This window comes from Mesorhizobium sp. A623 (assembly GCF_054489405.1).
Genome location: NZ_JBTMXB010000052.1, coordinates 1 through 20,757, shown reverse-complemented (window position 1 = coordinate 20,757; position 20,757 = coordinate 1). Strand labels below are relative to the sequence as shown.

Below are 20,757 nucleotides of genomic sequence, written 5' to 3'. Positions count from 1 at the left end.
AAGAGCTTGGACCTGTGGTTGATAAGCTTGATCAGATCGAAATCCGGCGCAGTAGCGATAATTGCCTCAATGCGCGGCAAGGTGTTTTCATCGAAGGCGACGTCATCTTCGATTATCAGCCCATGTTGGCGTCCGTCAGCCAGAAATGTCTCCAAGGCGAGAATGTGGCTCCGGTAGCAGCCATATTCGCCCGGTAAAATCTCGCGGCCATTTCGCCTACGCGCGGCCAGCGCGTCGAAATTCTCCCAATCTCGTGGGTCGATCTGTCTGCCGTTAACGGCGGGTACGCGTCGCAGGTCTAGGCCGACGGATTTGGCATTTGCAGACAAATCACCCCAACGGTCGCTTCTGCTATCGAGATTAATTGCGAAAACAGGAAGATTCATGTTTGCCGTTACCGCTCTGTGCAAATCAATATTCATAGGCAGGATCGCTGATTTTGTCAGCGAAGAAAACTCCAGACTGGACAAGGGATTTGGGAGCCGTGGCATTCATCGCAACGTGGCCGCTGGCACCAATTTCTCTCGCGTTGAAACCGTGGTCCCACCGAAAAAAACGCGTCGCCTCGTTAGGCCGTGTGGACGAATTGACTCAGGCATAGGTTTTGGGGTTCCGCTGACGAATCCAGTCTGATTCATGAATTGTCGACTGATTTGGAGGTCGGCGATGTCCACGAGGATGACGGAAACGGATTGGGCGAACACGCTGGAGGTTTTCCGCGCTTGCCTGCCACGGCGAGGCCGCAAGGCTGCGGACGACCGGCTGTTTCTGGAAGCCATGCACTTCTTCACGGTGGAGAATGTGCGCTGGCGTGCGCTGCCGGAACGCTTCGGCCACTGGAACTCAGTATGGAAGCGCTTTGACCGGCTGAGCAAGGCCGGCGTGTTCGAAGCCTTCTTCGACACGTTGGCCGAGATGAGCGCATCGGCCCATCTGATCCAGATGTTCGATTCCACCATTGTGCGCGCCCATGTCTCAGCAGCGGGCGCAAAGGGGGGCAACAAGGCCAGGCGCTCGGCCGCTCGCGCGGCGGGTTCACAACGAAAATCCACGCCAAAGCGGACAATTCGGGCGACATCATCGCGTTCGATCTGACCGGTGGCCAGGTTGCCGACACAACCCGCTTCGAGACCCTGCTCGGCATAGGGCCGGACATCACCCCACGCGCCGCGCTGGGCGACAAAGGCTATTCCAGCAAGGCCAATCGCGCCGCCGCGAGGACACGCTGCATCGCCCCGGTGATCCCTCACAAGGCCAACGAGAAAAACAGGCCAGCCTTCTTCGCCAAGACGCTCTACAAGGCGCGCGCATGGCCGGCTTCGTTGGAATCCGCAGTAACAACCAGGCGGTTACGTTAAGCCTCAGTCAGGACGTTGATCGAAGCGTCCAGTTTGCAAGCGGCGTCAGGATTCTACTAATCCAGCGTTGCTGCGTTGCGCCGGGATGCGAAGCATCGCTACAATGCCGCCGTCATTGCTGCCAGAATACGGCTCTGATCGGAATTAGACAGATCTGGCGAGAGAGGAAGCCGTATAAGCCGCTGCCATGATTGCTCAGTAACCGGAAGGTTCCCGTGAGTTCGCCCATAGCGCTTTCCACCAGGCGAAGAATGCAATGGAACATAGTGGAAAGTCGCCTGGATGCCTTCCTGCGCAAATGCGTCCAAGACGCGCCTGCGTTGTTGTGCGTCGGCCAGCAAAACGTAGTAGATGTGCCCATTGTGAACGCAATCGGACGGGACAATTGGTCGCCTGAGCCGACCCCGAGCCTCCAATTCAGCCAGTCCAGCATGGTAATTTTCCCAAAGCCGGACTCGCGCGTCGTTGATTGCGGCGACCTCTTCAAGTTGAGCCCAGAGAAAAGCCGCGAGAATCTCGCTGGGTAAGAATGACGACCCCACCTCTTGCCACGTATACTTGTCAATTTCGCCGCGGAAGAAGCGGCTTCGGTCCGTGCCTTTCTCCCGGATGATTTCCGCACGCGCCGCTAAGCCGTGGTCATTGACCAGCAGCGCTCCACCCTCACCGGCGATTATATTCTTCGTTTCGTGGAAGCTATAAGTACCGAGTGCGCCGATGCTGCCGAGTGCGCGTCCTTTGTATGTCGAGCCCACGGCCTGTGCAGCATCTTCGACCACGGCAAGCCCGTGCCGCTGGGCAATCGCCATGATTGTATCCATTTCGCATGCCACTCCCGCATAGTGAACGGGAACGATCGCTCGTGTGCGCGGCGTAATCGCGGCCTCGATCTGCTTTTCGTCGAGATTGAGAGTGTCCTCACGGATATCCACGAATACCGGTCGGCCTCTTCGCAGAACGAAAGCATTCGCTGTCGATACAAAAGTGTAGGACGGCATGATGATTTCGTCACCAGGATCAATATCGAGCAAGAGAGCAGCCAATTCGAGTGCGGCTGTACAGGAATGCGTAAGAAGCGCCCGGCTCGTGCCTGTATGTTGTTCCAGCCAGGCGCTGCATTGTCTAGTGAAGCGACCATCGCCCGACAGCCGCTCGGCGCAGGCCTCGGCTACGTAGCCCAGTTCTTTGCCGATCAGATGAGGTACACTAAAGCGGATTTTTGCAAGCATTAAGGGTGGCTCCAAGTTCCGGTGGTTACGTACGATGCCTGTCGGCTTCGGCTGCAACCCCGGCAAGATAGTCCCGATACTCGCAGGCGGGAAGACTAGCGATCAGCACGTGCAAACGCTCAAGGCTTAGAAAGCCCCGGACAAGTGCCGCCTCCTCTGGGCAGCCGAGTTTAACCCCTTGGCGTCGTTCTACAGTTTCGATGTAGGAAGAGGCCTCCTGCAGTGTACTGCTGGTGCCAGCGTCCAGCCAAACAAAGCCTCGATTGAGACGCCGAACCTGTAGCGTACCGGTTTCGAGATAAGCACGGTTTATATCCGTTATTTCCAGTTCGCCGCGGGGCGACGGTCGAATGGCTTTCGCAATATCTACGACATTGCCATCGTAAATGTAGACGCCGGGAACGGCAAAATTAGACCTCGGTGTTTGCGGCTTCTCCTCGAGAGAGAGCGCCCTGTTGTCCTTGTCGAATTCGACCACGCCATATTGTTCCGGATTCTTCACCTGGTAAGCAAAGATTGTCGCGCCAGATCGAAATTCGGAGACGGCGCGTGGAAATGCGTCGCCCCCGAAGAAGATATTGTCGCCGAGCATGAGGACGACATTCTCGCCGCCGACGAAGTCCTCCGCTATCAAAAATGCCTGACCGATCCCCTCCGGCCTCGGCTGGGTACGGTATTCGATTGTGATTCCCCATTGAATCCCATCGCCGAGAAGGGCTTCGAAGCGCGGCCGGTCAAGGGGAGTAGTGATAATGCAAAACTCTCTGATGCCGGCAGCGATCAAAACCGTTAGGGGGTAGTAGATCATCGGCTTGTCGTAGACAGCCTGAAGCTGCTTGCTTGAAACCTTTGACAACGGGTAGAGCCTTGAGCCGTTGCCTCCGGCGAGAATAATGGCTTTCATGCGCGATTGACTCAGCATCGTCAAAATCCAGTTGCAAAGTTAGCAGTCAATTCCACTCTATTCTACTTCAGACATTTCAGCGTCCGTAGATATGTTGGTTCCTTTCGAAGCGAATCCAGAATTTGCAACGTCACGTTAAAATGCTCCTCGCAGTACTTTCGCAAGAGGGAAACGTTGTCGTCATTGACAATAATACGAAGTCCATCCACAGAACGCAGCTGTTCCAAAAATCCCCGACCGGCCCTTTCTTCGACGGGAGCGACCGAAAAAGGCGCGTAAGTCATTACGCCGAGCGCAAATAGGGGCGGATAAGACTTTATCTCACCTGGAGAGATCTTAAAAGGGAATGTTGCCTGGAAGTCAAGGGCGCCTCCCCATACAAAGGTTGTCTCTTTCCCAAAAGAGGCGATCAGCCGCTGAGCAGTGGCAACTCTGCTTGCTGAAATGGAAGCTATCGGAAGAAGAAGGTAAAAATTATATACGAATACTGAGAGCATAATCACAGATATAAACTTAATCTGAAACTTGTTATCCCGACTACTCAGGGCAAGAGACATGAGTAGAAGAAGGGCCAGTACGGCGAAGATAACTCGACTATGAGCGTTTGCGCCGACAAATCCAAGACCAAATAATGCTGCAAGAAACAGACCCCATGCCGCGAAGAGATTCGGCCGGAAGGCTAGGCTCAGTAGTGTCGCCGCAGCGATCGTCAGGGAAAGGAGTCGTGGAATAAATAGTTGATTGAGAGCGATCGCTCCTGAATTCAGATTCATCCTAGAAATTGAAATGGGTCCGAAGTTCTGCCCAAGAGCACGGACCATTTCGTTGAGAGCCGATATGTTAAATAGATTAGGATCAACAAAAAACCAATTGGCGATTAAGTTAATATCGTTCTCTGAATACCCATGACTTTTCAGAATATCAGGCCGCGCCTTCAAATTGTTGGCAATGCCAAAGTCGGTATATGGCGCTCGCGCTTGATTTTGCAAATTGAATGTTTCCCATTCATCCGTTCGGTATGCATTGGAATCGATAACGTGAGCGCTCACTACGGCTAGAAGTGTAAACACACAGGCGATTTGCAGCATCCTGTCTCGAAATAGAAGCCTCCATGGGAGAAATGGTGTCGCCACAGCAACTACCAGTGCGAACTCCAGCGGACGGATTAGGAACCCGAGCACGGCTAGGATGCTGCCGCTAACAAGCGCATGAACATCTCGTGTTTGGCTATAAGTATGCCAGCCGAGAACTGCTGCGGTGGTCAGGAGCCCGGCATTGATGGTGAATTGGGGGAAGAGAAGCGGCCACGCCAGGATCGCGGCGACGGCGGGGAGGCTGACGGAATTGGCAACACCGAGCCGCCTGAGAAAGTAGAGATATGACCAGCCTGAAAGAAGCAGAGCGACGAGCGTTCCGAGGGAATATCCCTGCAGATCGGACATGCCGTGCAGCATACGGACGATATACCCCCAGATGACATTTGAGAACAACAGGTTCGGGGATCCGTCGGAAACGAATCCGTAACCATGCGCAACCATGGCCATCGCTACATCGTCATTAGTTTCCCAGACCGGCTCAAACCAAAGACATAGGCCGACGGTGTAGAATAATGAAAGCATGAATGTTGATATCAGGGGATGAAGTACTGTCGCTTTCACCGATTTTGTACGCTCGCAACAGTGTGATTGTAGCAGCTCGTTCTCAAGGGACTTTGTATCCTGGTCAGGTCCGGCCACGGTTTTCTTAGCCTTTCTGTTTCGCTGCGCCATCACTCTGCGGAAAAACAACAAAATTGAAAACGAGAAAGAGAAAACCCGCCACGACGAAGATGGCGGTTGCTTGCACGATCTGGTGAGGATAACCCAAAATGTCGACAAAGAGGTACAGCAACCCGAAGTTCAATCCATAGCCACATAGATGGGCTAAGGTATAGCGCAGGGCACTTGAGTAAAGCCCTCCATGGTAGTCGAAGGCTAAACGGCGATGGCCAAAAAATCCCATCAAGGCACCGATGCCGTAGAGGGTCGTCATCGTCGTCTTCGGTCCAGGTCCGAGCCACGTCACCACCAAATAGATTACGTAGCCGGTCAGGTTCAGCGCCATCCCGACGAGGCCATATCGGATCAATCTGATGAGCGTCGCGTTCACCCTCAGTCCTAGTCGTCTGCGATAGCAAGGCCGAAGCCAGAACCGCCGAATTCATTGCCGTTGTACAGCATGAAACGACAGCCGGCATGCTCGAACACGAACGGGTATTCGATCATTTCACTGTCCCACCCTTCATCAGAAACGTCTACGCCGGAAGGTTTCAGAGTCCATTTTCGCGCATCTACACTCCAGGCATGGCCGATACGATACGTCTCCCCGGTGCCGCTTCGGTATGAAAACCACATATGGTATCCCGTCTCGTCATGGATAACCGTCGGGCGGGAAAAAGCCTGTGCCACCCCGAGCATAAACGGCAGCGTGTGATCATCGGCATGCCAGTGGTCGCCATCGTCCGAATGGGCATGTCTGATAACGTGAAGCATTTCTAAGTTGCCCGCGTCCCACGTCGTCGTTGACCCATACCACATATGATAGCCACCCTGCGGGTCCGGCATCACCCATGGGTAGGAAAGACTGATCGGATCCTCGGCGCTAAGGCCGATAAAAGGGGCTTCTCCGTCGATGGCGAGTGAGAAATCGTCGCCGAGCCGCAAACGTCCGATCTCGCCGCGCCAGTGACCGTCTTTCGGGGTGTGCCAACCCATGAACAGGATGTAACGCTGCCCATTTATCTCGTAATAATTCCCAATGCTGACGCCGTGGGAATAATAACTATCTTCTGCCCCGTGCTCAAACACGGGCCGGTCGCTGACGCCTATCACCTCGCGGCGAAGGATATCAATATCGGCAAAGCCCACTGAGGAACGGCTTTGCCGATCACGTCCACTAAAGAATACACGAAAAATGTCGCCTTGGAGATGCACCGGGAGGGGATTCGCTGCGTGGGAGACCAATTTCTCATGGAGCGGTCGGGCCGCATAGATACAGCCTAGCTTCCTCCAGCGACGGATCACTTCAGATCTTCCGCAGGCGGGTTGACGGGACCCGCGACCTTTCGGTCTCTGGGCCAAGATATACGCCTTCCGGATCTGCATCGGACAAAATGAGAGCGCTGGCGCCAATGACGCAGCGAGGGCCGATTTTGACGTGATCGCGGATAGTCGCGTTGACGCCTATAAAACAGCTTTCCGCAACGTTGCAGCCACCGGAGACCACGACGTGAGAGGAGATGAATGTATGGTCACTGATCGTCGAATGGTGTCCGATATGGTTCCCGCTCCACAGGGTGACATTGTTTCCGATCGTGACGAAAGGTTGAATTGTGTTATTCTCAAGAATGAAGCAGTTCTCCCCAATCTTGCCATCGTTAAGAACGGTGGCTTTCGAGGAGACGTAGCTCGCGATCCGATAGCCCATTGCTTTTGCTGCGATGTATTTTTCGCGTCGTACAGCATTGATTTTAGTGTAGCTTAGCGCAACAAACAGCGCGTGATCCCGTTGCGGAAAGCGATCCGCCACCTCATCGAAGGCGACGACCGGGAGGCCGCAGAATTGTGCGACCGTAATGTACTCCCGGTCGACCACGAAGGCCACTACCTCGTAGTCCGAATCAGTCGAGAAGTAATAATGGGCAAGCTCGGCGATGTCGCCCGCGCCAAAGATGATCAGACGTTCGGTCATATGTTTTTCCGGATGATAACGGTGAATTCATAGAGCCCATAATCGTGAAGGAGTGCGACGTGGCGGGAATAGCGTCGTTTGCAGAGGTCGAACATCGCAGTGGGGGATGCATAATAGAGATCGGAGCGCATCTTGTTGGAATCGGAGTACGAAGTTAGGCAATTGAAGGCAAAGCCTAACCTGCTTGTTTCTGAGATCGCATCGAGCGTGGTGGTTATGTAAGCTTCCCACTCATCGTCGGTGCGATCGAAGCGGACATTGAAGATGCCGCTTGCAAAGCCATAATCAGCAACTACCGTCGGCCGCGAGCCGATGGCGAATGACGCTCGTGGGTCGCCACCAAATCTTTGGCGGGCGGCTTCCACCATATCCTCCGAAATATCGCAGCCATAGTAGTCCACGTCAGAATGGCGTTCTTTGGCAAATTCGAACATTGCGCCGTAACCGCAACCGATATCGTTTGCGGAAAAGGGCGCGCCGGGAGCGACGAGTTTCTCCAGTTGCTCGAAGCGTAGCTTCTGGCTGGCATCGCCGTTCCAGTCCACCCCGAGTGGCGTAGCACCATGTTTGGAAAGCTTAGCTGAGTAGTATCTCTCGACCTCGCCAAGAAGCTCTGGAAGTGACTGCGGCACGGCGGCGGGTGTCATAACCGTCAAGTTCCTAGCTGGTCCAACGTGAAACGTATTTCATGGAGTGAGGCGCGTCCGTTCCGCAATTGAACAATAGATCAACGATGCTGATACCGTGATTGAATTCACCCCACAACTGCGGATAGGATGGATAGTCATCATAATTGAACCACTCTACGGTAAGGCCAAGCGCAGTAAAAGCGCTTTCATCGAGATAGTTCTTTGCGGCAGGCCCGGACACATATGTGGTTGCGCCGGCCTGCCTGCACAGATCGGCGAGGCGCTCGCTTTTCCCCTCGGCCAGCGAATACTCCCAGGAGTTGCGCAATGTTGTGCCGATGCCGAGGTAGCCGCAAATCGCTTCGGTGAAGCGCCGGTTCAGTGCGGATATTGTCGTGTGATTCTCCCGGTAGATGGGCTTGAGGAGCGCAGCGATCTCCTCGAAATGGGGTGCTCGGGCATAGTTGGCGCGAAGCGTTCTCCAGTGAACCTCGGCCCAATCCGGTCCCTGGATTTCGGTTTCACGGATGGTTTGTGTGTACTTTCCCTTGACCTTGACTGGGACGGTAAGCCACTGCAGGCCCTGCGGGGTTTTAATCAGATTCCGGTTGCGCCAATCACGGCGCGTAAACTGCATGTCGTCGTACAAAATAAACTCATCGACCGCCGCTATCTGATCGAAGTAACCCTTCCATGGAATGTAGCAGGACTGGACGATTGCAACTTTCTTCATGACGGTTAGTCGCTGTCTTGAGCGCGACAAAGGACTTTATCGACCCATGTCTGGTTGTCGAGGTACCAGCGGACGGTCTTCGGCAAGCCGAGGTCCAACTTTTCCGCTGGAGTCCACCCGATTTCGCGAGTGATCTTGCGTGCATCGACGGCATACCGGAAGTCATGTCCAGGCCGATCTTCGACGAAGCAGATTTGATCTTGGTAAGACTGCTTCGGCGACAAGGGCGCCATCTCATCCAACAGCATGCAGACCCGGCGGACAAGGTCGATATTGGCTATCTCGCTGTTGCCGCCGATATTGTAGGTCTCGCCGATCCGGCCCTTATCGAGGACGGCGCGGATCGCCGCGCAGTGGTCTGTTACATAGAGCCAGTCACGGACATTCTCACCCTTGCCGTAAACGGGAATAGGCGAACCTGCCAGCGCCGTGCGGATGACAACGGGAATCAGTTTTTCGGGATACTGGAACGGGCCGTAGTTGTTCGAGCAGTTGGTGGTGATCACCGGCATGCCGTAGGTGTGGTAATAGGCGCGCACCAGATGATCAGACGCTGCCTTGGAGGCCGAGTAGGGGCTGTTGGGGGCGTAGATGGTCTCTTCGGTGAAAGGCGGATCGTCAGGGCGGAGAGAGCCATAAACCTCGTCCGTTGAAATGTGAAGAAAGCGGAAGCTGGCTTTCTCATTGGCGGGCAGATCGCTCCAATAGATTCGCGTTGCTTCGAGCAGTTCGAACGTGCCGACGACATTAGTTTGTATGAACGCGGCGGGGCCGGCAATAGAGCGATCAACGTGCGATTCTGCGGCAAAATTGATGATCGCGCGAGGGTTTCTCTCCGCGAGAAGACGTGGCACCAGCACTCGGTCGGCAATGTCGCCGTGCACTAGGCTATGGTTGTTGTTGCCGGCAAAGCGGCTGATGCTTTCCATGTTTCCCGCGTAGGTCAGCTTGTCTAGGTTGACGACGGGTTCATCGGAGCGGGGCAGCCATTCGGCAATAAAATTGGTGCCTATGAAACCGGCGCCGCCGGTCACCAGAATCGTCATAGTCGATGGGAATCCTATTGAAATTTGGGCCCTTTGGAGTACTGATGCCTCCATCCTAGCCTCGTCTAGCAGGACTGGTTACGAAGTGGTAGGGAAATTACTCCCCGCAGCATGGAGCGGACTTGCGCCGTATTATGAACTGTCCCGTCTGTCATGCTATCGACGTCATGCCACTCGCCGTGCCGCACCCATCATATTCGATGTCGAGCGAAGGGCGCGTACTTCACAGGCGGCTCGCGAAGAGTTCGTGTAATATCTGCGGTTATGGTTTTCATAGCCAGCCGATGTCGCAACTGCACCGAGACGCGTTCTATGACGATACATATGACCTTGGGTTGAGGGATGCGGATGCGGATCAGCGCAGAGCTCGGGAGTATGCGCGGCACATTGAGGCATTCCTTGCCCAACATTTCGATCGCCCACCACGGGGAATGACGATCGTCGAGTTTGGTTGCGGCACCGGCGCCCTTCTGAATTGCCTGGTTGATCAGGGGATAGCAGTTCGCGGACTTGGTATCGAGCCAGCGGCGAAACTGGCAGAAGCTGCGCGGACGTGCGCAGGGCGCAATATCGTAATTCGGGAGGGGTTTGCCGAAAACGGGGTCGTAATTGGAGGGTCTCACGATTTATGCGTATCTGTTAATGTCATCGAGCATGCGCTTGATCCGGTGAGCTTCCTGGCAGCATGCAGGGCTTCGATCACCGAAGAAGGAATGATCGTTACTATCTGCCCGGACGGCGATCATCCGAATTCTGAACTGCTGTTTCAAGATCATGTCTCCAGCTTTTCGACGACAGCGCTTGCTTTGGTCGCCACGCGAGCGGAGCTGCGGCTAGTTGCGTCTGCGCCGTTGACAGGGCAGCAGTCCGGGTTCAGAATTTTTCTGCTGCAGCGGGGGCAAGGTGCGGTGGCGGAGCCCCGTCGGTCCCAGGAGCAGCTCTCTCGGCTACGGAGCGGTTACCTCGGTGGCTGGGGTGAGTTGGAGCAAGCGGTGCTGTCTGTTCTGGGCAGGAGAGAATTTGGGATATTCGGCGCAGGAGAGTACGCTGACCTGCTTCATGCCTATTGCCCGGAAATAATCGATCAGGCGAAGTTCTTTATCGTCGACACTCCCGTTCAGCGCGAAAAGAATGGGCGAGTCGTGATTACGGTGGATGAATTTTTGGCGCAGAATAGCATGGCGGCATTGGCGGCTGTTCATCCGCGCAATTGGTCAATGCTGAAACAACGATTTTCCGCTATTTCCGATCGTTTCTTGCACCCCTATCAGTTTTGCAACTTGAGGTCGCAGCTATGAATGAAATTCCGCGATACGGGGTAAAGGAGGCGTTGGTGGCGCGCGACGATCTCGATGTCCGGGTTGAAGAATTGCGCCTTCTAGGCTACACAACCCTTGACTCTGGACTTTCGGAATTGGCGCTCGATAAACTTTCGGGGGCTTTCGATCGAGCGGAGGAATCTTATAGGCAGGATGCTGTGGGAAAAGGAATCGATCTTGTTGCGCTTGACGAGCGCGATACCATTCGCCTGTTACCTGTAATCGCTCCTGGGTTCTGGGAACTCGTCTTCAATGAGCGCTTGCACCAGCTGTTGTCTCAGATATTGGGCGACTATTATATTTTAAATCAGGCGAATGGCCTAGTGAACCGAGCGAATGCAGGTCGCTACAGTCAGGCTGCATATCACCGCGATTTGCCTTATCAACATTTCGTTTGCTCACGGCCCATCGCGATTAATGCCCTGTTTGCCATGGACGAATTTACCATCGAGAACGGTGCGACACGGGTAATACCAGCCAGTCACACAAGGGAAGCTTTTCCATCCGATGGCACCGTTCGGCGGAATGAGAAGCAGGTCACCGTTCCTCGTGGGACGTTCATCGTGCTCGATTGCATGGCCTATCATGCGGGATCAACCAATCGATCCTCTGCCAATCGTCGTGCGGTGAACCACGTTTTTACGATACCGATGCTGCGCCAGCAATTGCATCTACCTTCGACTATCGGGGATGCCAATGCATTTACGGATTGGCAAAGAAGGATACTTGGATTTGGCCTCGATGAATACCGCTCCATTGACGAATGGTTTGCCTCGCGTTCAGGAAAAGCATGAGTCAAGCACGGGAGTACATCTGCTCAGCATCGTGACGTCAGCCTATCGGTCGGAAGGCAGCATTGCGACATTTCTACAGCGTACGCTGGATGTAGCAACGTTGCTCGCCGATAGCGTCGAACTGATCGTGGTGGATGACGGCAGTCCCGACAGATCGGCGGAAATTGTCCGTGACCTTGCTGATCAGGACAGTCGTATCGTGCTTGCGCAGTTGAGTCGGAATTTCGGCCACCATCGAGCACTCATCACTGGCCTTGAACTCGCGCAAGGTGACCTTGTTTTCCTGATCGACAGCGATCTTGAGGAAGAGCCGGAAAATCTAGCCGCCATGTTGGCCAGCCTGCGTCAGGAGAGAGCAGATGTCGTCTATGGCGTCCAGCGAAAGCGCCGAGGCGGAGTGATAGAGCGCCTGTCCGGGGCGATTTTCTATAGCGCTTTCAGCCTTCTCAGCGAAGTCAATCTTCCCCGCAATGTTGCGACGATGCGCCTGATGACGGCGCGATATGTGCGCTCATTCCTTCAATTCAGAGATCACAATCCGGTTCTCGTTCCGCTCACTCTCCTGACAGGGTATCGGCAGGTTGCCTATCAGTTTGACAAAAGGAGCAGCAGCAAGACTACCTACTCAATTCCGCGACGATTTTCCCTGTTACTGCTGGGAATAACGAGCTTTAGCGCAAGGCCCTTGCTGCTAATCTTCTGGATGAGTCTGGTTCTGTCAGTCACAAGTTTTTCGTATGGCTTGTTTGTGATCACGAGAGCATTTGCCGGCGCCGTTCAGGACGGGTGGTCGTCGCTTATGGCTGCCGTCATCTTCTTCTTCAGTTTAAACGCACTTCTTACTGGAATTATCGGCCTTTACGTCAAGCTCATTGTGGAAGAGGTCAAGGATCGGCCGCGAACGATAGTGCAGGAAGTTTACCGTAAGACGTCGTGAATCGACGATTGGAATGTGATTTGACGAGTTGTTGTTTGCCCGGATATTTTGTGTCTTCAAGTAAGGTGTTTTACCGATTCAATCGGGTCGAGATAAAGCAATTTTCAGCGATTTCACGTTCGGTGTATAGATGGTCTCACATTTGGGTACCTTCTTCATGAACCGCCTTTTTGATTTCTTTGGAAAACTTTTTCCGATTTTTGTCTGTTTGCCCGCGGTAATATATGTTCTTTATTTTTCCGGCTATGGCCTAGATCTGACTGATGAGTCCTCATACATCAATTGGATTTCAGATCCGTGGCTCTATCCGCTCTCGGTCACACAGTACGGTTTTTTCTATCATCCTCTTTACGAACTTGTCGGCGGCAGCATCGCCCTGTTGCGAGGGTTGAATATACTACTTACGGTCGGGCTTGCGAGCTTGCTCGGCTTCGTCATTTTCCGTCGTCCGAACGATGATGGTGGGCTTTTGGATGTCGGAATGTCGGCGGCGGCATCCATTCCATTTGGCTTTGTTGCTCTTCTCTATATTACGAACTGGCTGGTTACGCCCAACTACAATTCCCTTAATCTGCAGGGGCTTCTGATATCAGCAACAGCGCTTGTGCTCATCGATAACTCGCGCGATGCGCCAGCGTCATCTCTGCGCGCGCTCGGCCCCTTTGTCTTGCTGGGGATCGGCGGCTGGATCGTTTTTCTAGCCAAGCCGCCCAGTGCCGCATGCCTTGCCGTTGTGGTGTTCGTTTATCTCTTATCCGTCCGTAAGCTGTCGCTCCCGACCCTCTTTATTGCAGCCGGCGTTTCGATTGTTTTGTTATTGCTGACGGCCCTCGCCATCGATGGCTCGGTTCCAAAATTTGTTGCCAGGCTTTCTGATTCGATATCGCTTTCGAACGCGATGGATCATCGATATGCCGCTGCCGAAATGCTTCGCATCGATAAGCTGACGCTCTCGACTGCCGAGGCAACGCTTATCCTGAGCCTTGGCGCCTTTTTCGGCATAGTCCTGTTTCTTGGCACAGTGAAGGGCGTGAGGGCCGCCGTCTTCTGGCTCGCATTTGTCGTTGGAACTCTGGTCGTCGGCTTTTTGATCCTTACCGGCGCGTGCTGGCGCATGCCCCCTACATGGAACAGTCAATACACCGTTCAGATTTTTGCCTTCCCTCTGGGGATGGCGCTGGCATTACTTGCCCTGTACGCTAGGGGGCTGCTTTCTAGCCCGGCTGTTGGCACATTGCGATTGGCTGTGGCGCTTTTTGTCTTTCCCTACGCGTTCGCTTTTGGCACCAACGGCAACTACTGGCCGAGTGCGGCCAGCGCAGGCGTGTTTGGTGTAGCGGCTGCTTTGGTGGTCGTCCGCGGTGTTTACAGGGATTGGAGAACCCCACGAACAGTTCTTTCGATCACTCTGCTGCCATTTGCGCTCGCAGCGGCGATACTGGGCGTAGGCATGGAGCACCCCTATCGGCAGTCCCAGCCCGTTCGTGAGAATAATCAGGTAGTCGACGTAGGGGATAGAGGCGCCCGTCTGACACTTTCCTCCGACTTTGCTGCCTACACCCGACGTCTGCAAGCCATTGCGCGCGAAAGCGGTTTCCGTACCGGTGCGCCATTGATCGACCTGACGGGGCATGACCCGGGTGCGTCGTTCATTCTTGGGGCCATTCCGGTGGGACAAGCGTGGATGATCGGTGGGTATCCGGGAAGCCATACGCTGGCTGCAGCGGCACTCAGACGCGTTTCATGCGCCACGCTTGCGACGGCGTGGCTTCTGATTGAGCCCAATGGGCCGCGGGCCATTACGCAAACCGTGTTGGGCGGGGACGGAATGCGCTTCGAGCCTGTTGGGTCGCTTTCGTCAACGACAGGTTCGTATGCGAACAGCTATCAGCAGTATCTTATGCGTCCTGTCCATGATCAGGGGACCGCGACCCAACTTTGTGAGAAAAAGCGGAAAACCCATCATGTGGTGGCGATGCGGCCCAGGTAGATCAGGCGCTTCACCATCTTGTGATGGAGGTGCGCCAGTCGGTGAAGGCAACCGAAAGTGGCGAAGCACGGGGTTTGACGCCGGAAAGAAGATTGGCGGGCGCAAGCGCCATATCGTCGTCGGCACGCTCGGATTGATGGTGGGGCTCATGGCGCATCGGGCCGACATCCAGGATCGCGATCTTGGAAATCACAACCAATTTACAACTTGTGGCAAATTGCCACTTTTGCCACCAGTTATTGATGGCTTCAGTTCCACCTAGAGCAGAGCTGGATCGGGAAATCCGGTTTTCCATTGCGGGCATTTTACTCGAGGTGGTGTCATTTTTTCGGAATAATCGACGTTTGCGAGAGCGCGCGGCCGCGACGGTAATCCATTGGAGACCGACTGTGGGGCGACTCGACTCGTTCCAACCTAGCCGCTGACCATTGCCGCAGCATTAGAAAGAATTTTCGCCATGAGGGGCTCCCGGGACAAATGTATCGCGCTATATATTGCCAATTAGGTCCTTTTTCTACCCGTCACAGTGCGAGGGGCTGCCAGTGTTCGGAACGCCTTTATAACTCCAAATATCTGTTCGTCGTTCATATTGGAACCCGAAGGCAGACAGATCCCGCGTTCGAATAAGTCGTCGGAAACCGAATTTTTGCCGTGCCTGTGGTATTCCGCATCGGCAAACACTGGCTGTTGATGCATCGGCTTCCACATCGGGCGCGCTTCGATGAACTCGTCCGCCAAATGCTTGATCACGTCAGTTACACTGAGCCCAAAGCCGGGCTTGATCAGGCAGGCCGAAAGCCAATGAGTGGAAAAACTCCAATCGGGTTCGGGCATCCATTCGAGCCATTCGATGTCGGCCAGCTCGGTGCTATAAATCTCGAAAACGCGGCGACGCGACGCAACGCGTTGATCCAGGACCTTCAATTGGCCGCGGCCAACGCCCGCAAGAATATTGCTCATCCGATAATTGAAGCCGATCACGCTATGCTGGTAGTGGGGTGCTGGATCGCGCGCCTGGGTCGCGAGAAAGCGCGCCGTTTTGGCAAACCCTTCGGAATCGGTGATCAGCATCCCGCCACCGGAAGTGGTGATGATCTTGTTGCCATTGAACGAATAGATGCCGATGCGCCCAAAAGTGCCGGATGGCTTGCCACGATACTTCGCGCCCAGCGATTCCGCAGCGTCCTCCACTACCGGCACGCCAAAGCTGTCACACAGGGCAATGATCGCATCCATATTGGCGCTCTGGCCATAAAGACAGACCACGATCACAGCCTTTGGCAGTTGTCCGCTGGTCTGGGCAGACTGCAAGGCGCGTTCAAGCGCGATAGGGGACATGTTCCAGCTCTCGGGCTCGCTGTCGATGAAGACAGGACGCGCACCCTGATAGATGACCGGGTTCACGCTAGCGATGAAAGTCAGCGTCGAACAGAACACGACATCCCCCACCCCGACATCGAGCAGGCGCAAGGCGATGTGAATGGCAGCAGTACCCGAACTCAGGGCCACAGCGTATCTGGCGCCAACCGAAGCCGCGAGTTCTTGCTCGAACGCATCGACATTGGGCCCCAGCGGCGCAATCCAGTTGGTGCGGAAGGCCTCGACAACATACTCAATTTCGGCGTCACCCATATGCGGGGTCGACAGCAGAACCTGCTCATCAATCTTGGAGCGTTCGATCAGGTCCATCGCCCTGCCGTCGTCGTCCAGAACCGGAATGTGATTGATAGCCGCTTTGGACATGATTTCGAGCGCCTGGCGCTTGGTATATCCCTGCTGCAACACCACCGATTCGCGGCGCGGCAAATGCTCGAGATCATCGTCAAGCGTCTTGCCGCTCAGCAGAAGGCGACGTAAATCGCCATCGGTCACGGTTCGCTCAAAGCGCGCATCGTCATTTACCAGCAGAATTATTCCCTTGGCCGAGTGATCGAGCATGGCAAGGGCATCACGGATGGTCGACTTGTGGTTCAAGCTTATCAATCCGGCATTGAATATCATCGCTTTAGGTCTTCCTTGCGGGAACGCCGACATAGACCGCCCGATCGATCGCATCAGACAATAAGACAGCGCCGGCCCCGATGATGGTTTCGGCGCCAACGGAAACGCCCGGCAGTAAATTAGCGCCGGCTCCGATGAGGCTCTGTGTTCCCACAAAGACTGCTCCGGCCAGCGTCGCCCCAGGTGCAACATGAACGAAATCGCCCAGATGGCATTCGTGGTCCACTATAGCCCCGTGATTGACGATGCAGCATTGCCCGATTATCGTGTTCGCCGCAATAATTGCGCCAGCGGCGACAAAGCTGCCCGAGCCGATGCTGCTGCTGGCAGAGACGATTGCACGCGGGTCGATCAGCGTTTGCAGGATGCTCCCCGCGCGGGTCAACTCAGCATGGACGCGGCATCGGATCTGGTTGTTGCCGATGCAGATATGCACCTTCGCCCCTTGAAGGCGGCTTAAATCGTAGGGCTCGACCGGGCCACCGAGCACGGTCTTGCCGACCTGCGTGGCATCGCGATCCAGCAAAATGATCTGGTCCCGGGCAACACCACCAGCCAAAAGGCTATCCAGTAGCACCAGGGCATGGCCACCTGAGCCGATCAGAAACAGCGGATCAGTAAGCATTGGATTTGCCTTGCTTAAAGCTCGTCAGATCAAGCTCGGCCAGGGTAGCGGCAATTCGTGGCCCGGCCCGGCCATCCCCGTAAATATTGGTCGCCACCGGGCGGGGCGCGCCCACGATGGCTCCGATAGCGGACTTTATGGCGGCGGCATCAATGCCAATATCGACGGTATTGTGGTTGCGCTCGCGCAAATTCTGGCGGCTGCCCAGGTTGATGACTGGCGTGCCGAAGCTTGCGGCTTCAATGATGCCGCTGCTGGAATTGCCGATCATCAGGTCAGCATTGGCCATGAACTGGACAAATTCGGCGCGTGGCAAATGGGTGAAAAGGGTCAGGTCATGGGCGGCCGCCCGCGCCTCCAATATGTCGCGCACCGCGGCTCCACCGGCATCTGAATTCGGCTTCAGTGCGACGATTTGCAAACCAGCATGCTTGAGGGCGTCAGTTATCGCGGTCACATCGCCGCCGGCCTGCCCCGTTTCATGCAGCACGGGGTGATAGACCAGCAGGCTCAGGCCACGATCCGGATCGAGGCCATGTCTTTGCATCAAGGCAGTGCGGTTCTGAATCTCCAGACCGGAAAGGCTGTCGAGGCCGGGTGCACCGACGACGTGGACGGTATCCTGACGCTCTCCCATCGAGATCAGCCGACGGCGGCTCTGCTCGGTTGCCACCAGATGGATATGGGAAAGCTTGGAAATGGCATGGCGAATGGGTTCGTCGATCGTGCCAGAACGCTCCCCCCCATGGATATGGGCGATCGGAATATTGAGGTGGAGCGCGGCGATCGCGCCTGCCAGCATTTCGCCCCGATCGCCCAGCAGCAGGACAATATCAGGGCGGCTGGCAGCAAAAGTCTCGGTAAAGCCGATCAGCATGCGGCCGATATTGGCGGCCATCAGGCTCCCGCCCGGCTCGCCCTCGGCGATGGCGACGCGACCGGCAAGCTTGAGGCCGGAGGCAACGACCTCGTTGATGGTGGAGCCATAGTCAGCCAGCAAATGCATGCCGGTGGCGACAATGGCGAGGTCTATCGAGGAATCGGCGTCGAGCAATCTGAGGGTGGACAGCATCAGCCCGAAATCGGCACGCGTGCCGGTGACGTAGCAGATTTTACGCCTGGGCGTCACGCCAGGTCCTGCCACTGCAATGTCTGCCCGTTGCCGATGTCGTGCAGCGCACGCTTGCCCAAAACCTCTGCCATTTCAGTGGGAGGGATGCCTGTGCCAGGCCGCAGCAAGGCAATGTCCTGTGGCTGGATGGTGGCCCCGGCAGCGATCGGCCGAAGGGTGGTGACGCTGCGCCGCACCAGCGCGCGCACCGGAAGTTCCGAACTGGTTGGCGCCTTGATTCCGTCCCCCTGCGCCTGCTCCACATCTCGTATTGATTGTACCAGCGCGTTCAGTTCGTGCGGTTCGAGCGAGGCCGAATGGTCAGGCCCGGGCAGGCTCGCGTCCAACGTAAAATGCTTTTCAATAATTTGGGCGCCCATTGCGACGGCAGCCGTGGAAACAGTCAAGCCGAGTGTGTGATCGGAATAGCCGATCGGTAGGCCAATTTCTGTTCCCATGCTCAGCATGGCACGAAGATTTACGTCCTTGGCGGCGGCAGGATAGTTGGACGTGCAATGTAAAATCGTTACCATCGCCGATAGCGGTTCGGCAAATCCACGACGTTCACGCTCTGACCGAACTGCCTCGACGGCACCCCTGACCTCAGCCATATCTGCCATGCCGGTAGACACGATCATCGGCAGACCCTTGGACGCCATATGCGTGATGAACGGGATGTTGGTGATCTCCCCCGAGGGGACCTTGACCCGCTTGATGCCAAGTTCCACCAGGAAATCCAAAGCTTCCTCGTCAAAGGCAGTCGACATGAATTCGATGCCCAGTTCGCAGCAGCGCGTATGGAGCGCGCGATGCAGAGCTTGGGACATTTCGAGCTTGGTCAGCATGTCATACTGACTGCTCCCGCCGGTGGTTTTTTTCTGATACTCGGCCTTTTCCGCGTCCCGGCAGGTCAGCTTGTCCGCCGAAAAAGTCTGGAACTTTACCGCATCGGCGCCGCTGCGCGCCGCGACCTCCACCAACTGCACAGCCAGATCGGCGCTGCCGTTATGATTGACCCCGGCTTCGGCGATAATGAATGTGCTCATGGCATTGCACCGTATCTGGCAGCAATAGTTTCGGCCATCAGCCAATCGAGTTCATCATCGATATCGACGGCCTCGAAAGGTTTGTCACATAACATGCCGAACGTGTTGAGGGGAAAAAAGGTTTGCTCACTCCGCAGGGTGGCAGCGCCGATCAGATAAAGATTGCCGGCGACGAAAACGGCAGCCGGCATGTCCTGACTGCGCAATTTGAGACCGGAACGATCATGAAACGGCACCAGTTGGCGTGCGCCGTCCAGTTGGAACGTAAGATAGGGGTGGGTGCGCACGGGAGCAACGCCGACGACCGCGTCACAAGCGGGCGTTTCCAGCATGGCAAAGGCCTCGGCCCAGCGCGATGGCTCGCGCATCGGCGATGTCGGCTGAAGCAGGGCAACAGTGTCGTAATGGCGTCCGGCCATAGCCTCGCGCTCCAGAGCATCGAGAACGACGTCAAGCGTCGAGGCGGTATCGGTTGCCAGGTTTGCTGGTCTCAGATGGGGAACATCGACGCCTTCGGCGCGGCAGACGGCGGCGATGGCTTCGTCGTCCGTGGAAACGACCAGGCCATCAAAACGTGGCACTTGCCGCGCGAAGCGGATCGACCAGGCAATCAGCGGTACGCCAAGAAACGGCTTGATGTTCTTGCCGGGTAGCCGCTTGGAGCCTCCACGAGCAGGAATGACCGCCAGCGTCTTCATGGCAACCTTACGAGTTGATGTAATTTTTCAGGAGCGCCAGGCCCGCGCTGCCGCTGCGTTCGGGATGAACCTGGGTTAGCCCAGAGCGCAGAACTCAGGATGACGATATCGACCGACACGAGGTTCACGCGCTTCCAACGGCGAGGAAGGGCCAGAATGCGCGCTCTGAATTTTTTCAGCATGTAGGATAGAACCAACTAGAAACCGGAGTGCAGCGTTCTCGTACACGCGAATAGGCAAACATTGCCTGATCCTTATCGCCTACCTCGACCGAAGGAACAGTGACCGCACCGATTCCAGTCGACGGCCGGGCTTCTCCATCGCGGGCATTCACACTCAAGCTGATATCATCTTTTGAGGACGGGTGGTCGCGATAGTAATCCGCTGGAGTCCGAGTGTGGAGTGGCTCGCTCGCTCTGACCCGGCCGTCGACCATTGCCGCGGTATTAGAAGAATTTTCGTCAAGAGGGGCTCCTGGGACAAATGTATCGTGCCGTGTATAGCAAAGATGTCTGTGCGCATTTTTGATATTTTAGAAGTAAGTTCTGGGCGCAACAAGATTGGCCTTTTGACGCAGATAGAAGCAGTAAAACCCGAAGGCTGCCGCG

Annotated in this window: 21 protein-coding genes and 1 pseudogene; 7 read left to right on the top strand and 15 right to left on the bottom strand. The window is 55.5% G+C overall.

The genetic code is table 11. From position 1 onward, the window contains the following. Positions 1 to 422: glycosyltransferase family 25 protein (locus tag ACX3P1_RS25930; RefSeq protein WP_459082438.1), on the bottom strand; the 422-nt coding region annotated here is incomplete at its 3' end. Between the two features lie 244 nt (positions 423 to 666). Here ACX3P1_RS25930 and ACX3P1_RS25925 point away from each other — a divergent pair. Together ACX3P1_RS25925 and ACX3P1_RS25920 are read left to right on the top strand one after the other, a co-directional pair. Then, on the top strand, positions 667 to 1,095 hold the full coding sequence (locus ACX3P1_RS25925) for a transposase (RefSeq protein ID WP_459082437.1): 429 nt from the start codon (positions 667 to 669) through the stop codon (positions 1,093 to 1,095). Continuing rightward, positions 1,047 to 1,358, top strand: coding sequence for a transposase (locus ACX3P1_RS25920; protein WP_459082440.1), 312 nt, complete (start codon positions 1,047 to 1,049; stop codon positions 1,356 to 1,358). Before ACX3P1_RS25925 ends, ACX3P1_RS25920 begins: the two co-directional genes overlap by 49 nt. 98 nt (positions 1,359 to 1,456) lie before the next feature. Here the strand turns inward: ACX3P1_RS25920 and rffA are convergent, their stop codons facing one another. The 9 genes from rffA to rfbB form a co-directional block, all read right to left on the bottom strand. Continuing rightward, a complete protein-coding gene (rffA, locus tag ACX3P1_RS25915; protein ID WP_459082436.1) occupies positions 1,457 to 2,587 on the bottom strand; it encodes a dTDP-4-amino-4,6-dideoxygalactose transaminase in 1,131 nt (376 codons plus the stop codon). Positions 2,588 to 2,612: 25 nt separating this feature from the next. Then, the gene (gene rfbA / locus ACX3P1_RS25910; protein WP_459082439.1) at positions 2,613 to 3,491 is read right to left on the bottom strand and encodes a glucose-1-phosphate thymidylyltransferase RfbA; all 879 of its coding nucleotides are present in this window, start codon (positions 3,489 to 3,491) and stop codon (positions 2,613 to 2,615) included. Positions 3,492 to 3,553: 62 nt separating this feature from the next. Beyond that, positions 3,554 to 5,110: a hypothetical protein gene (locus ACX3P1_RS25905; protein ID WP_459082435.1), complete on the bottom strand. Its 1,557-nt coding sequence runs from the start codon at positions 5,108 to 5,110 to the stop codon at positions 3,554 to 3,556. Between the two features lie 124 nt (positions 5,111 to 5,234). Next, positions 5,235 to 5,639, bottom strand: a complete 405-nt coding sequence (locus ACX3P1_RS25900) for a GtrA family protein (protein WP_459082434.1) — start codon at positions 5,637 to 5,639, stop codon at positions 5,235 to 5,237. Positions 5,640 to 5,647: 8 nt separating this feature from the next. After that, a complete protein-coding gene (locus ACX3P1_RS25895; RefSeq protein ID WP_459082433.1) occupies positions 5,648 to 6,397 on the bottom strand; it encodes a glycoside hydrolase family protein in 750 nt (249 codons plus the stop codon). A 157-nt stretch (positions 6,398 to 6,554) separates the two neighbouring features. Then, on the bottom strand, positions 6,555 to 7,220 hold the full coding sequence (locus ACX3P1_RS25890) for an acetyltransferase (RefSeq protein ID WP_459082432.1): 666 nt from the start codon (positions 7,218 to 7,220) through the stop codon (positions 6,555 to 6,557). Then, positions 7,217 to 7,867 carry a methyltransferase gene (locus ACX3P1_RS25885; RefSeq protein ID WP_459082431.1) on the bottom strand — a complete coding sequence of 217 codons (651 nt, stop codon included), beginning with the start codon at positions 7,865 to 7,867 and terminating at the stop codon, positions 7,217 to 7,219. Before ACX3P1_RS25885 ends, ACX3P1_RS25890 begins: the two co-directional genes overlap by 4 nt. A gap of 13 nt (positions 7,868 to 7,880) precedes the next feature. Beyond that, entirely contained in the window at positions 7,881 to 8,582 is a 702-nt protein-coding gene (locus ACX3P1_RS25880) for a WbqC family protein (protein ID WP_459082430.1), read from the bottom strand. Positions 8,583 to 8,587: 5 nt separating this feature from the next. Next, the gene (rfbB, locus tag ACX3P1_RS25875) at positions 8,588 to 9,628 is read right to left on the bottom strand and encodes a dTDP-glucose 4,6-dehydratase (protein WP_459082429.1); all 1,041 of its coding nucleotides are present in this window, start codon (positions 9,626 to 9,628) and stop codon (positions 8,588 to 8,590) included. 122 nt (positions 9,629 to 9,750) lie between these two features. Between rfbB and ACX3P1_RS25870 the strand changes: the two genes are divergently transcribed. The 5 genes and pseudogenes from ACX3P1_RS25870 to ACX3P1_RS25850 form a co-directional block, all read left to right on the top strand. Then, the gene (locus tag ACX3P1_RS25870) at positions 9,751 to 10,926 is read left to right on the top strand and encodes a class I SAM-dependent methyltransferase (protein WP_459082428.1); all 1,176 of its coding nucleotides are present in this window, start codon (positions 9,751 to 9,753) and stop codon (positions 10,924 to 10,926) included. 35 nt (positions 10,927 to 10,961) lie between these two features. Next, positions 10,962 to 11,741 (top strand): phytanoyl-CoA dioxygenase family protein, encoded by a 780-nt coding sequence (locus ACX3P1_RS25865; protein WP_459082427.1) that lies wholly within the window; start codon positions 10,962 to 10,964, stop codon positions 11,739 to 11,741. Then, positions 11,689 to 12,678 carry a glycosyltransferase family 2 protein gene (locus tag ACX3P1_RS25860; protein ID WP_459082426.1) on the top strand — a complete coding sequence of 330 codons (990 nt, stop codon included), beginning with the start codon at positions 11,689 to 11,691 and terminating at the stop codon, positions 12,676 to 12,678. The genes ACX3P1_RS25865 and ACX3P1_RS25860 overlap by 53 nt, the downstream gene beginning before the upstream one ends. Positions 12,679 to 12,808: 130 nt before the next feature. Next, entirely contained in the window at positions 12,809 to 14,668 is a 1,860-nt protein-coding gene (locus tag ACX3P1_RS25855; RefSeq protein ID WP_459082425.1) for a hypothetical protein, read from the top strand. Positions 14,669 to 14,679: 11 nt separating this feature from the next. Further along, positions 14,680 to 14,849: pseudogene (locus ACX3P1_RS25850) on the top strand (transposase); the annotation flags it as partial. A gap of 320 nt (positions 14,850 to 15,169) precedes the next feature. On the opposite strand, the gene ACX3P1_RS25845 reads toward ACX3P1_RS25850, so the two are convergent. From ACX3P1_RS25845 to ACX3P1_RS25825, 5 genes are read right to left on the bottom strand one after another with little or no spacing between them, the layout of a single operon-like run. Further along, positions 15,170 to 16,642, bottom strand: coding sequence for an aminotransferase class I/II-fold pyridoxal phosphate-dependent enzyme (locus ACX3P1_RS25845; protein ID WP_459082424.1), 1,473 nt, complete (start codon positions 16,640 to 16,642; stop codon positions 15,170 to 15,172). Between the two features lie 31 nt (positions 16,643 to 16,673). Then, positions 16,674 to 17,294, bottom strand: a complete 621-nt coding sequence (locus tag ACX3P1_RS25840) for a NeuD/PglB/VioB family sugar acetyltransferase (RefSeq protein ID WP_459082423.1) — start codon at positions 17,292 to 17,294, stop codon at positions 16,674 to 16,676. Continuing rightward, a complete protein-coding gene (neuC, locus tag ACX3P1_RS25835) occupies positions 17,284 to 18,423 on the bottom strand; it encodes a UDP-N-acetylglucosamine 2-epimerase (RefSeq protein WP_459082422.1) in 1,140 nt (379 codons plus the stop codon). Before neuC ends, ACX3P1_RS25840 begins: the two co-directional genes overlap by 11 nt. Continuing rightward, entirely contained in the window at positions 18,420 to 19,451 is a 1,032-nt protein-coding gene (gene neuB / locus ACX3P1_RS25830; protein ID WP_459082421.1) for an N-acetylneuraminate synthase, read from the bottom strand. The genes neuC and neuB overlap by 4 nt, the downstream gene beginning before the upstream one ends. Further along, positions 19,448 to 20,149, bottom strand: coding sequence for an acylneuraminate cytidylyltransferase family protein (locus ACX3P1_RS25825; protein WP_459082420.1), 702 nt, complete (start codon positions 20,147 to 20,149; stop codon positions 19,448 to 19,450). Before ACX3P1_RS25825 ends, neuB begins: the two co-directional genes overlap by 4 nt. Positions 20,150 to 20,757: the final 608 nt, after the last annotated feature.

What these genes read in the sequence shown, in the direction of transcription:
- rfbA (WP_459082439.1), bottom strand. Translation starts at nt 3,491, where the DNA reads ATGAAAGCCATTATTCTCGCCGGAGGCAACGGCTCAAGGCTCTACCCG.
- rffA (WP_459082436.1), bottom strand. Translation starts at nt 2,587, where the DNA reads ATGCTTGCAAAAATCCGCTTTAGTGTACCTCATCTGATCGGCAAAGAA.
- ACX3P1_RS25840 (WP_459082423.1), bottom strand. Translation starts at nt 17,294, where the DNA reads ATGCTTACTGATCCGCTGTTTCTGATCGGCTCAGGTGGCCATGCCCTG.
- ACX3P1_RS25855 (WP_459082425.1), top strand. Translation starts at nt 12,809, where the DNA reads ATGGTCTCACATTTGGGTACCTTCTTCATGAACCGCCTTTTTGATTTC.
- ACX3P1_RS25880 (WP_459082430.1), bottom strand. Translation starts at nt 8,582, where the DNA reads ATGAAGAAAGTTGCAATCGTCCAGTCCTGCTACATTCCATGGAAGGGT.
- ACX3P1_RS25860 (WP_459082426.1), top strand. Translation starts at nt 11,689, where the DNA reads ATGAATACCGCTCCATTGACGAATGGTTTGCCTCGCGTTCAGGAAAAG.
- ACX3P1_RS25905 (WP_459082435.1), bottom strand. Translation starts at nt 5,110, where the DNA reads ATGCTTTCATTATTCTACACCGTCGGCCTATGTCTTTGGTTTGAGCCG.
- neuB (WP_459082421.1), bottom strand. Translation starts at nt 19,451, where the DNA reads ATGAGCACATTCATTATCGCCGAAGCCGGGGTCAATCATAACGGCAGC.
- rfbB (WP_459082429.1), bottom strand. Translation starts at nt 9,628, where the DNA reads ATGACGATTCTGGTGACCGGCGGCGCCGGTTTCATAGGCACCAATTTT.
- ACX3P1_RS25890 (WP_459082432.1), bottom strand. Translation starts at nt 7,220, where the DNA reads ATGACCGAACGTCTGATCATCTTTGGCGCGGGCGACATCGCCGAGCTT.
- ACX3P1_RS25825 (WP_459082420.1), bottom strand. Translation starts at nt 20,149, where the DNA reads ATGAAGACGCTGGCGGTCATTCCTGCTCGTGGAGGCTCCAAGCGGCTA.
- ACX3P1_RS25925 (WP_459082437.1), top strand. Translation starts at nt 667, where the DNA reads ATGTCCACGAGGATGACGGAAACGGATTGGGCGAACACGCTGGAGGTT.
- ACX3P1_RS25885 (WP_459082431.1), bottom strand. Translation starts at nt 7,867, where the DNA reads ATGACACCCGCCGCCGTGCCGCAGTCACTTCCAGAGCTTCTTGGCGAG.